Below are 10833 nucleotides of genomic sequence, written 5' to 3' on the forward strand. Positions count from 1 at the left end.
GGGAGGGGCTGCGCCGCTTCTTGGCGGCGAGGGATTCCTCGATGCGGCGGATGAGGTACGTCTTGTTCGGGCTGCGCGTCTCCTCGCCCACCACTTCGCGGAAGCGGGCGCGCAGCTCCGTCAAATTCATGGACTCCAGCTTCTTCGTCTTCGGGGCGGTGGTGCGGGGCATGGTGGTGTTTTCCTTTCCGGGCCGTGGGTACACGTCTGCCATTCACAAGGGCGGCCCGGCGGCCCTCATGCGCTGGTGCCCCGCTGGGCGGGGCGTGGGTGGTGAGAGGAGGCGCTACTTGCTGCGGGGGTTGCTGGCGGCGCTCAGGCCGGCCTGATAGGCGGCTTCGAGAGCCTCCTTCAGGCGCCACACCGGCACGTCGTGAAAGTCGAGGCTGTCGCTGTTGCGTGTCTTCAGTGTTTCGATGTTGAGCGTTTCGCTTGCGATGCGTTCGAGGGTTGCCTCGGGCGCCCGGGCAGGCTTCGTGGTGCGTGGCTTGCGGGGTGTCATTGTTTCATCCTTCCGTGCGCCCTTGGGTGGCGCGCGTGAGGCATACACGCTCTGTTGCGCGCGTATGGCAAGTCATTGTGCGCTGGGATTGCGACGACTCTCGAGCTGCTTCGGGGCGGCAACGCGAGTGCTGCCGGCTGCGTCGAGCCCAGCTTGGTAGGCCGCTTCGAGGGCATCCTTCACTTCCCACACCGCGACTTCGCGGAAGTCGATGGGGCCGATGCGCGTCCGCAGCGTGTCGAAGCCCATGTGCCTGTTGGCGATTCTCTCAAGTGCTGCATCGCGCGATGGGGGGATGGCCTGCTCTTCGGAGTGTTCTTCGGAGGCGCTACGCGCCTCGGGGGTGTCTGTCATGGCTTTTTCTGGCGCGCTTGCTCGCGAGCGCGTGCGTGCGTGCGTGCGTGCATACGCGCTCTGTTTCAGGTGCAATGCAAGTCGCTATTTGCGCAGGTGCGCGAAGCACTCCAAGTCGATGGCGCGCGGGTCGAAATGCACGAAGGAGGTGGTGCCGTCCGGGAGAATGAGGGCGGCGTCGATGCAGTCCTCGGCCGTGACGCCTCCGAGGTGCGCCAGCGTCTCGTTGTCATTCACATAGTAGTCGTCCGCGTCGGGGTTGGCGTCGGGGCGCAGGCCGCCGCGCAGCACCGCGAAGATGCGGACCTTCTGCCCCCGGAGGCCGGGGATTTCGTTGCCGAGGTAGGTGGTGTCAGTGCCGATAACCATGGGTGTCTCCTTGGCGCGCAGTGGGGAGCGCGCGAAGACATACACGCTCTGCTCCGCGCTGATAGCAAGTCGCCTGCTTGGGAAAGCCGCGCCAGGGACTCCGAGCGACAGGAGCGCCTTCGTCCCGACTACAGCGGCGTCCGGACGCGGCGCTGGCCGTCCAGACGCTGTTGCAGGGCTGGGCTGTTACGCGCGACGTGGGGACTTCCACGCTGCCTTGTCGCCGCGTCGGAGTTGTTCCCCTTCGAGGAGGAAGACGTCGTTTGACGCCGTCACTTCCCCTGGGCGTGGCCCCTCGTTGTGCTGCATCCCTTCGGCGGTGAAATCGCCGCGGACGGCGACGCCGGCAAGGACGCATTCGAAGGGGAGGTGCTGCTGCATCATGACGTAGACATTTGCGTCGGCGTCCAGCTTCGCGAGGATGCTAATGAGCTGTTTCACTTTCATGAGGCTCTCCGAGGTAGTGAGTGCTGTTGGTGTTGGACATACACGCTCTCTTCTTTCGGGGTAGCAAGTCGAGAAGAGAGGAATTGTGCCTCCAGAGGGCGTTGGCGGTGTGTCCGGTGTCAGGACGTACTGGGCGTGTCTTGGCTTGACGCTTCGGGGTGGGCGCGCCGCTCGCCAGGCGGCACCTCGATTCTCAATCCCTGGGGGAACCAGCGCTCGCGAGCCTCCTGCGACAGGGGACGCACCACCACCTTGCCGGCGCCGCCCCCCTTGGGCTTGAGCACCGTGTGCAGGCGCCCGCGCTTGACGAGTTCCGCGTGGACGTGGCCGACGAGGAGTCGGTGCAGGTGGCCGAAGCTCCCTGGCGCTGGATGCTCCGGCTCACCCTCGGGCGCGCGGATGAGAAACTCGGTGGAGCGGCAGGCGGGACAGGGAGGGAGCTGGACGAGGCCGTCGTCCACGTCCTCCCGACGCGCGACGCCGACCTCCAGGGTGTCGAGGGAGAGGCGATTGCCGCTGCCGCACCGGGCGCAGCGCTGAAGTACATCCTCGGCGGTGATTTCGTGGATGGCCATGGGCGCGCCCTTACGCGACGGCGGTGTACGAGCCGAACCAATACGTCGAGGCGAGGCCTGGGAGGGTTTGGTGGCTGTAGAAGGCGAAGCCGTCTCTGTCCGGCACCATGACGGTGGGATTGCCGACGAAGCTTCCGGCGAAGGCGTAGGGGGAGAGGGTGATGGAGGAGGGCACGCCAGGAAAGCGACTGCGGAACGTCACCGAGCCGCCCCCGGCCAGGTTGTCGTGCGCGGCGGTGTCGCTGTTGCTGTACTGGAGGCCGAGCCGGCCCACCTCGCGCACGCTGCCCGCCACCTCGAATGAAGTGTTGCTGGCGGTGCTACTCAGTGGGAGTCGCAACGTGCGCGTCCAAGAGGTGAATGTGACGGTGAGGCTGGCGTCGTGGAGGAACTCCGCCTCGTTGCGCGAGAGGCGGAAGCCGGCGGCAGCCGCGCCGGTGGTGTCCCGGGCCCAGGCGCTCCCATTCCATGCGGCGTTGAGGGTGAACCACACCGAGTCGCTGTCAGCGTAGAGGCGCAGCCGCGCGGCGGCGCCGCCCGCACCTTGGGCGTCGAGGAGAAGGACACGGCCGGTACCCAGGACGGGCTGGAGGATGGCCTTGTGCTGGCCCACCGCCGTTTCGTTGCCGCGGAAGTGCCCGCCGCTGAAGGCCGAGAGGACTTCCGCGAGCGCCGCTTCGACGGTGCCTGCCGTCAGCAGGTTGCCCGCGTCCGCGACGGAGACGGCGGAGGCGGCGTGGGCCCCCGCGCCCTGGGTGACGTGCCCGTTGATGAAGCCCAGCATCGCGGCCACCTGCTGCCGCAGGCTGCTGGCGGGGAGGGCGTGGGGCGTCCCGGCCAGTGCGTCTCCTCCGACGCGAGAGGCGCCGGGGCTGTTTGCCGTTGTCTCTCCGAGGCGGGTGACGACCTCCTGCAGCTGCGCCTGGACGCTGGTGCCGCTGACGTAGCTGTGGGGCGTGGCGCCAATGGCGCTGGCGTGGTGGGCCCCGGTGGCCGCGCCCTGGTGGGTGTTGAGGAAGCCCAGCAGCGAGGCCAGCTGCGCGTCCACGGTGCCCGTCGGCAGGAGGTTGGGCGTGCCGGGCACCGCGTCCGCGCCCACGCGGGAGGCGCCCGGTGTGCCAGCGGCGGCCGAGGAGAGCTTGTCGACGACTTCGTCCACGGCCTCCTGCACGGTGGTGGAGGTGAGGAAGCCGTGGGGCGCATAGTCCACGGCACTGGCCTCGTGCCTCCGGGCGGCGCCGGAGAAGTGGCCGGCCAGCTCGGCATCCACCTCGTCCAACGTCGCCTGCACCGTGTCCGCGCTGGGGCTCAGGACGTCCCAGGTGCCGCTCTCCACGGCCACGGAGGTGCCCCGGGCGAAGATGAAGGCCTGGCGGCGGGAGGTATCCAAGTCCGCGGCGAGAATCTGCGTCTGCCCCGGGCGGCGCCGGACGTCACACAGCAGCAACTCGTCGGGCTGGAGGGCGGGCTTGGGCGCCTGTCCGACGGGGCCCTCCGGTGCCTGGCGCACCACCAACTCGAAGGACTCGTCGCGGCGGAAGTACACCTGCTGGGAGTTGCCGTCCGTGCGCGGCTCGGACAGCAGACGGGTGAAGCGCAGGAAGATGCCCACCCACCGCTCGCTGCCCGAGGTGGAGACGTCGGTGGGGATGCCGGAGACGTCCACCGCGCAGTCCACCGTCTGCCCGGTGCCGAAGAAGATGCGCTGCCCGAGGTTGTCGTAGGCGCGCGCCGGGGCCGTCAGGTCGACGGAGAGGTTGGGCACCGGCGAGTGCGGCGCGGGCACAGCCCCGGAGATGACGCCGTGGACGCCCAAGTCCGAGGCGAGGTTTCGGTCCGCCTGCTCCAACTGTGCGAAGGCCAAGTCCAGCTCGGCCTCGCTGACACGTTGCCTGAAGAAAAAATCCAGCCGGTTGCTCATGCCTGCGCCCTCCAGTGGAGTGCAAAGGCATGGCGCGAGAAATCGGGGACATGCCGGGCGGACGTCAGTGCAGCGTCGTCGTCTCGCCCAACTCGCTGAGTCCCAGCTCCCAGTGCTCGGGGAGAATGGGTGGCAGGGGCTCCACCAAGTCGATGAAGTGGGTATGCGCGGGCTTGAGGTACTCGACGAGGGTGCGCAGGCGCTGGCGCTCCGCAGTCGAGAGGAGGCGCTCCACCTCGACGTTGAAGGCGTAGCGGGCGAAGCGCTCCGAGGGGCCCAGCACCCAGTCCACGCCCAGCTCGGACTCGCCCAGCACGAGGGTGTCCGAGGCGAAGGGGGAGACGGCGCGCACCTCAATTCCGAGGAAGAAGCGGATGGCGTTGCGCAGGCCCAGCGCGGTGCCCTTCTGCTGGTACATGTCCACGAGGATGGCGGCTAGGCGGCGCCGGGCGAGGACGTCCAGCTCGAAGGCAAAGGGGTTGCCCAAGTCCTGGAGGATGGCGTCGAGGAAGGGCTCTGGCGCGCGCTCCACGTCGAAGACGTCAGGGAAAGCGTCCAAGTCGGAGAGCAGCAAATCCGTCACCTCCTGGAGGCAGGAGATGAAGCGGTGCAGGTCGCCCGTCACGTCGTCGCGGCGGTTGTGGCGGGGCAGCATGTCCCAGAGCTGGAAGCTGCGGGAGGGCGGCCGGGCAGGACGGAAGCCCGCGAAGCTGGCGCGGTGGTAGGGGGCGAGCACCGGGTTGTCGTGCGCGTCCGTCACGCCCTCCACGAGCACCTCGTACACCACGTCCGGCGTCATTTCCGTGTCGAGGGCGAGGTGAACGAGGGGGCCATCCGCCGCGGCGCCAACGGAGGCCACCGGGACTGCGGGGGCGTCACGAGGCGTGAAGGTGAAGCGCGCCGAGGGAGGCACCCGCACGTCCTCGTCGAAGGCGAGGCGCACGGACTTCGGCGCCAGGGCCTGGGCGCCCACGAGTCGGGGCGCTGTCCTGTCCTCCACGGTGAAGGTGTACGTCTCGTCGAGGAGGTGCTCGCCGCCGGCCGTGGCCGAGACGACGCGGACGGAGACGGTGGCCTGGCTGGCCAGCGGCACCGCCGGGTGGAGCACCACGCGCAGGGTGTCCGCTGTCTGCGTCACCTCCGCCAGCGGCCCCGCGAAGGCGGGTTGCACCTCGACGCTGTCCCCGCCCGCGAAGGCGAGGACGCCGTCCACCCAGACGCGCGTGGCCGCCCGGGCAATGCCGTCTACGCCGACGTCCACCACCTCCAGCTCCAGCGCGGCATCGACGGGGACGTCCTCCTCCTCGGGGCCCGGAGCGCGGTTGAGGAGGAGAGGGCGGCGCGTCTCGGCGAAGAGGGAGACGGTGTCGACGTAGAGGGCGGGCAGCTCAACCGTGGCCATGGGGCTTCCTCACGGGGAGACGAGCTCCAAGCGGACACCCACCGTGTGGACGCCGGAGAGCTTCGAGACGTTGGCGGCCATGTCCCCGACGAGGCGCTCGCGGCCGGGGCGCCCCAGAGTGCGGGCGTACTTCACCCCGTCGACGACGAGGGACGCTTCCCAGGCCAGGCCCGCCGGGACGCCTGCAGGTACACGGAGGCGCAAGGCGGTGCGGACCAGGTGCACGCCGGTGACGTCCACTGGCTGCGTCACCTCGACGAAGTCGCCCGGGGCCAACTCGAAGCGGCGTCCAGGCTCCTCGTCGCCGAGGACGAAGAGGTACTCGCCCGAGGCAGGCGTGGCCCGCTGGGGCCGAATGCGTCCCTGTCCGAGGCCCAAGCGACTGGTGAAGGCGGTGAGGGCCATGGGCGTCACACCTGCCGGGAGAGCTCGAGCGAGTCGAAATAGGCGCGGCGAGTGACGTCCTTCACCGCGAAGCCGAAGCCTCCACGGCCGGAGGTGAGGGGCTGACTGCCGGAGTTGATGCCGAGGGCGTCGTCGATGAAGTCGGCCATGCCTGGTACTGGCTGCCAGTCGGGAGGCGTGCCCAGCGGGTGGATGGCCAAGTCGTTGTGGAAGGCCTTGAGGACGACGTCGCCGTTGGCATTGACGATGACGTCCAGGCGCAGGTGCAGCCAGGTGCCCTGGGTGAAGCTGGCGGAGGACTTGAGGAGGACACCGGGGCCGTCCGCGTCGGGAAGTCCCGTGGCCACCGCGCCCTTGCGCAGCACCACTCGGTGCGGCTCGTCGTCGGAGAGGCCCAGGAGGTAGGCGGAGTCGTTGACGGAGGTGCCCTGGCCGCAGAGGTACAGGAAGGGGGAGAAGCCGGTGGGGCCTCCACCGGGCCCGCGCTGGAGGCAGCCGCGGATGCTGCCTCCCTTGGCCATGGGGGCGAAGTCCGGCAGGTTGGCGAAGAGGGCAACGGCACCCTGCGCGGCGGTGAGGGAGTTGAAGGCGAAGAGGAAGTTGCCGCCGCCCAGGGGACGGGCAATGCCCGCCGTCACGCCCCTGTCCACGGTGGCGATGTCCATTCCGCCATTGAGGTATGTCCAGTCTGCGAGTGCCATGGTGTCCTCACTGCGTGGCGGCCACTGGCCACCCGGTGTCGAAGTCCTCGCTGGGCTGCGTGGTGTTGAAGAGGGCCGCGCGCGTTGCCACGTCCTCCCAGCGCCAGGCGTAGGCCTCGTTGGTGTGCCAGCGCTGCTCGAAGTCCTCGCGCGGCGAGTCGCTGAAGAGGCCCTCCACGGAAGTTGCGTCCGCCCAGTCCGCGAGGAAGGGCCCATGACCCCACGTCTCGGCGACGTTCCCCTCGAAGCGGTGCGGGACGAGCTGCGCGGGCGGCAGCTCGAAGAGGAAGCCGTCGTTGTCCCAGCCCCGGGAGAAGGCCTCGAAGCCGTCGCGCTGGCCGGAGAAAAAGGCGAGGGCAACGGGGACGTCGGAGAGGGCGGCGTGCCACACATACCAGCGCTCGAAGTCCTCGCAGGCCTCCTCCGGCACACCGAAGCCCGCCAGGACCTCAATGCGCGTCACCGCTGTCAGCGTCCAGTGAGCAGCCTCGCCGGGCCGAGCGCCCGCGTCCTCGAAGCTGGGGTTGAGGAGGGCCATGTCAGAGGAGTCCTCCGGTGTCGCCGTCCTGTAGGGTGACGCTGCCCAGCACCGGCAGCTCCCGCACCGTCAGCTTCACATCCGCGGGCAGGCCGTTGAGTGTCAGGTCCATGCGCGCGTCACCCAGCTTCCGCACTCCGGGCACGTCGCGGATGACGTTGAACACGTCCGACCAGGCCACCTCTCCGGCGGGGAAGCCCTGGGCGTCCTTGAGGTTGAAGCCGAAGTCGATGCGGGGGTTGGGCGTGCCGTCCGGCTCGCTGATGCGGAAGTGGGCGGCGAGCGCCTGGCGGATGCGCGAGGCGACGTCCTGAGCCGAAGCGCCCTGGCGCAGGAAGAGGCGGGTGGAGACGTCCACGCGCCGGTACACCGGCTCCTGGACGCTCACCTGGAAGGTGAGGGTGCAGGGGTAGACTTCCGTTACCTGGCGCAGCACCTGGGCCTTGAGCGCGGGCGTGGGGACTCCACCGCCCTGGGGCACCACGTAGAGGATGCCGGCATTCTCCCCGATGGTGGCGTCCTCGTTGGACGTCAGCATGAGGGCGCGCGCCACGCCTGGAAGGCGCCGGGCGTTGATTTCGAAGTCCTCGCGGGAGACGGTGCGCGTCAGGGCCCGGAGACTCTCGGGGGCGAGCAGCTTCGCGGAGGCCACCGTCTGCCTGTCCGCGCCACCCGAGGCTGAGGCGGGGTTGTGGACGGCTACCTGCACCGCGTGGCCATGGGCGTCCCGAAAGCTCCCCTCCACGACGACGAGGCGCTCCGCGTCCACGTTGCCTGCCGAGCCGCCGCCCGTCTTGTACACCACCGCCACGGTGCCAGCGGGCGGCAGGCCGTTGACTCCGTTTCCGAAGCGGACGGTGGCCTTGTCCCCCTGGTCCACCGAAATGAGGAAGTGGGCGTCGGAGGCGCGGGAGTTGAGGAAGGTGTCCACCTCGGTGAAGGCACCCTGGGCGGTGGACACGCGGGCGGAGCCGTCGAGGTAGGGAGCGAAGTCCAGGTGCGCCTCGAAGTCGGCGAGGCCGCGGGCGTCGAAGAGCTGCGTGTGCGTCTTCGAGTGCTCCACCACCGCGACGACGCGCGGTGGGTTGGCGCCGGCCGGAATGGTGACGGAAGAGAGAAGCTGGAAGCGGACGGCCTCCGTCACCTCCTGGGTGCGGACGACGGTGCCGGCGGGGAAGGTGACGTGGGCGGCAGGAGGCTGGGCCAGGCGCAGCTCCACCTCGGCCGTGGCCGCCTGGGCACCGTGAAGCCGGTAGCCCAGCATACGCGCCAGGGCGATGACGTTGCGGCGCTGGGTGGCGGTGGAGAGGCGCGACTCGCGGGCGAGGTTGTCCTGATAGAAGCCGAGAACGTCGCCGACGAAGGCGTACATCTCCAGGAGCAGGTTGCCGAAGCTGGCGACGTCGAAGTCCGTCCAGTCTGGGAAGACGCTCTTCACCAGCCCTACAAGGCGCGCGCGCAGGGCGTCGAAGTCGCGGTGGGTGTAGTCGGTGGACGCGGGAAGAAGTGGCACGTCGGCGAAGGCCTCCACCGGGAGACAAAGGCCTTGGGCCCACTTCTTTTCGGGGACATGGGGACAGCGACAGCGCTTCGGCCCGGCCTTGCGCTGCATGCGCAGGGCCGGGGCTCTGCAGCCTGACGCCTCGTCCTACCCGAACAGGGTGCGGAACTTCTCCTCGTCATGTGCGCGCAGCCGCTCGCTGAAGCGTAGTGCTTCGTCTGGCGCCGGGGGGCATCTGCGCGCAGGGATGAGGACGGTGTACTCGTCGCGTGGCCCGGGCCCGAAGAGAATGAGGCCGAGGCCGTGCAACTGGCAGCGCGCCACCAGCTCCCGCCTGTCGCGGAGGGAAAGAGTGTGTGGCAGGGCAAGGTACGTCTTCGTGGCGAAGAGCTGGTGGGCCGCCGCCTGCCCATAGGCCGAGAGGAGGTCCTCCGTCGTGCCCCTGACTTCGACTGCGAGGATTTCGGGAGTCCACGAGAAGGAGTCCCCCGCACATCGCCGGTACACGCCGACGATGTCCGGCAACCCCCATGGGTCGCCGAGGCCTTGGCTGCCCAAGGGGACTGCGGCGGTGAGCTCCTCCACGTCTCCCTCGAGGAACGCGGCGAGAGGCAGGAGGAACTCCTCTTCCTGGTCAGCGGGGATAGTCACTGGAGGGACACTCTTTCGGGTGGGGACGTAGAGTCCGCGCTCGGGCCTGCTGACGGCATTCGTGAAGGTGGTGCGACCCATCGAGTGGAGGGCAGGAGGAATGCTGGCGAAGGGGGCCTCGGGGTGCAGGTTGTGGACTCCGCGCGCCAGAGGCATGAGGCGAATGCCGGAGGGGTGTTGCCGGACAATCCTCACGGCCTCTTCTTGGAGCTGTTGAATGTGTAGCTGCGCGACTTCTCCGCGCGCGTCATAGAAACAGATTTTGCCCCCTACCTCCCACCAGTGCGGTTTGGAATTGCTGCTGTCGATGTGTTTTGTTTGTCGAATCATGGGTGAGGCGCTCCGGTTGAGCTGAGCCATACAGCGCTCTGGTGCGCTCAGAAGTCCACTCGAATGCGTGGGATTGGAGTGCCATTCACCCAGGAATGGGGACGTCCAGGGCTGCCGTCGCGTCACCGTCGCGCACGCGCACACGAAGCGTCAGCACGGCTGCGTGCTGCTCGACGCGGACCTGCACGAACTGGACGCCAGGCAGCCAGCGCGCGAGAGCGTCACGGACGTACACGCGCGCCAGCTCCGCCAGCACCGTGTCGTTGCGCTGGTGGCGAAGGCGCGAGAGGCCCGCGCCGAAGCTGGTGCGCCAGGGCAGCTCGCCGGTGGAGTGGGGCGTGGCACCTTCCGTCAGCAGCACCTGCCGCACCTTCGAGGCGAGCAGCTCGGCCCCGGCGCCCGCGGCGAAGTCGCGCTTCCTGTCGCGCCGGAAGGGAATGAGGAGATTCTGGGGGGCTCGACTCACGACGTCCTCCTCACGGAATGGGGATGGCCGCGCGCACCTGCTGCAGCGTGCGGACGATGGCATCGAGGGGAGCAATGGCTTCTTCCAACGGGCTCCCCTCAAGACTGGAGAAGTCCGGCACCTGGGGCCCACCCACCAGCCCAAGGAAGACGTTGAGGAGGGCCATGAGCTGGGAGAGGGCGGCCAGGGCCTTGCCGACGTTGGCGGCCTCCTGGGCGACGTTGGCCTCCGCGCAACCGGCCACCGCGAGCAGGCCCGCGTCTCGAAGCTGGGCGGCGCGTTGCCGGGCCTGCGCGACGCTCGATAGGCGCAGTTGCAGGTGGAGGAGCTGGCCACGGGCATGGCCCAGCTCGCCGAGGACGATGTCGATGACGCCCACCACCGTGTACGGCACCGAGAGCTGGGGGACGAGGCGGAGCAGCTTGGACACCTTCTCGGCCAATTTGGGCAGAGCCGCGGCGATGGCTGTCGGGTCCGGCGGAGGCCCCAGCGCGTCAGGTATCGCCTTCACGACTTCGACGAGGGCCAGCACCGCGCCGATGATGTCGAAGAGGGGCGTGAGCGGCGCGAGCGCCGGCTGGACGGCCTGCAGGAGTTGGTGGTGCTGCAGGGTGGCGCCGCCAGGGAGGGTGAGGGTGGGCGCCTGGGGCAGCGGGGGGATGTGGATGCAG

Annotated in this window: 14 protein-coding genes and 1 pseudogene; all 15 read right to left on the minus strand. The window is 69.1% G+C overall.

Annotated features, from left to right (window positions below; all coding sequences use genetic code 11):
• Positions 1 to 172: pseudogene (locus FMQ63_RS35895) on the minus strand (DUF2924 domain-containing protein); the annotation flags it as partial.
• A gap of 114 nt (positions 173 to 286) precedes the next feature.
• Positions 287 to 502, minus strand: coding sequence for a hypothetical protein (locus tag FMQ63_RS35900; RefSeq protein WP_011551933.1), 216 nt, complete (start codon positions 500 to 502; stop codon positions 287 to 289).
• Positions 503 to 574: 72 nt separating this feature from the next.
• A complete protein-coding gene (locus tag FMQ63_RS35905; protein ID WP_141276993.1) occupies positions 575 to 856 on the minus strand; it encodes a hypothetical protein in 282 nt (93 codons plus the stop codon).
• An 84-nt stretch (positions 857 to 940) separates the two neighbouring features.
• Positions 941 to 1225, minus strand: coding sequence for a hypothetical protein (locus tag FMQ63_RS35910; RefSeq protein WP_020479221.1), 285 nt, complete (start codon positions 1223 to 1225; stop codon positions 941 to 943).
• A gap of 186 nt (positions 1226 to 1411) precedes the next feature.
• A complete protein-coding gene (locus FMQ63_RS35915; protein ID WP_011551935.1) occupies positions 1412 to 1672 on the minus strand; it encodes a hypothetical protein in 261 nt (86 codons plus the stop codon).
• A 119-nt stretch (positions 1673 to 1791) separates the two neighbouring features.
• Positions 1792 to 2247, minus strand: a complete 456-nt coding sequence (locus FMQ63_RS35920) for a hypothetical protein (RefSeq protein ID WP_011551936.1) — start codon at positions 2245 to 2247, stop codon at positions 1792 to 1794.
• Between the two features lie 10 nt (positions 2248 to 2257).
• Positions 2258 to 4168 (minus strand): hypothetical protein, encoded by a 1911-nt coding sequence (locus FMQ63_RS35925; protein WP_011551937.1) that lies wholly within the window; start codon positions 4166 to 4168, stop codon positions 2258 to 2260.
• Between the two features lie 64 nt (positions 4169 to 4232).
• Entirely contained in the window at positions 4233 to 5570 is a 1338-nt protein-coding gene (locus FMQ63_RS35930; protein ID WP_011551938.1) for a tail protein, read from the minus strand.
• 9 nt (positions 5571 to 5579) lie between these two features.
• Positions 5580 to 5975: a hypothetical protein gene (locus FMQ63_RS35935; RefSeq protein ID WP_026114341.1), complete on the minus strand. Its 396-nt coding sequence runs from the start codon at positions 5973 to 5975 to the stop codon at positions 5580 to 5582.
• 5 nt (positions 5976 to 5980) lie between these two features.
• Positions 5981 to 6676, minus strand: coding sequence for a hypothetical protein (locus tag FMQ63_RS35940; protein ID WP_011551940.1), 696 nt, complete (start codon positions 6674 to 6676; stop codon positions 5981 to 5983).
• 7 nt (positions 6677 to 6683) lie between these two features.
• A complete protein-coding gene (locus FMQ63_RS35945; RefSeq protein ID WP_011551941.1) occupies positions 6684 to 7214 on the minus strand; it encodes a hypothetical protein in 531 nt (176 codons plus the stop codon).
• Position 7215: 1 nt separating this feature from the next.
• Entirely contained in the window at positions 7216 to 8745 is a 1530-nt protein-coding gene (locus FMQ63_RS35950; RefSeq protein ID WP_020479219.1) for a baseplate J/gp47 family protein, read from the minus strand.
• Between the two features lie 117 nt (positions 8746 to 8862).
• Positions 8863 to 9447: a hypothetical protein gene (locus FMQ63_RS35955; protein WP_141276995.1), complete on the minus strand. Its 585-nt coding sequence runs from the start codon at positions 9445 to 9447 to the stop codon at positions 8863 to 8865.
• A gap of 334 nt (positions 9448 to 9781) precedes the next feature.
• Entirely contained in the window at positions 9782 to 10162 is a 381-nt protein-coding gene (locus FMQ63_RS35960; protein ID WP_011551944.1) for a GPW/gp25 family protein, read from the minus strand.
• Between the two features lie 10 nt (positions 10163 to 10172).
• The coding region (locus tag FMQ63_RS35965; RefSeq protein WP_141276997.1) for a hypothetical protein at positions 10173 to 10833 on the minus strand (661 nt) is incomplete at its 5' end.

The organism is Myxococcus sp. CA005, assembly GCF_006518205.1.
GTDB classification, from domain to species: domain Bacteria; phylum Myxococcota; class Myxococcia; order Myxococcales; family Myxococcaceae; genus Myxococcus; species Myxococcus xanthus.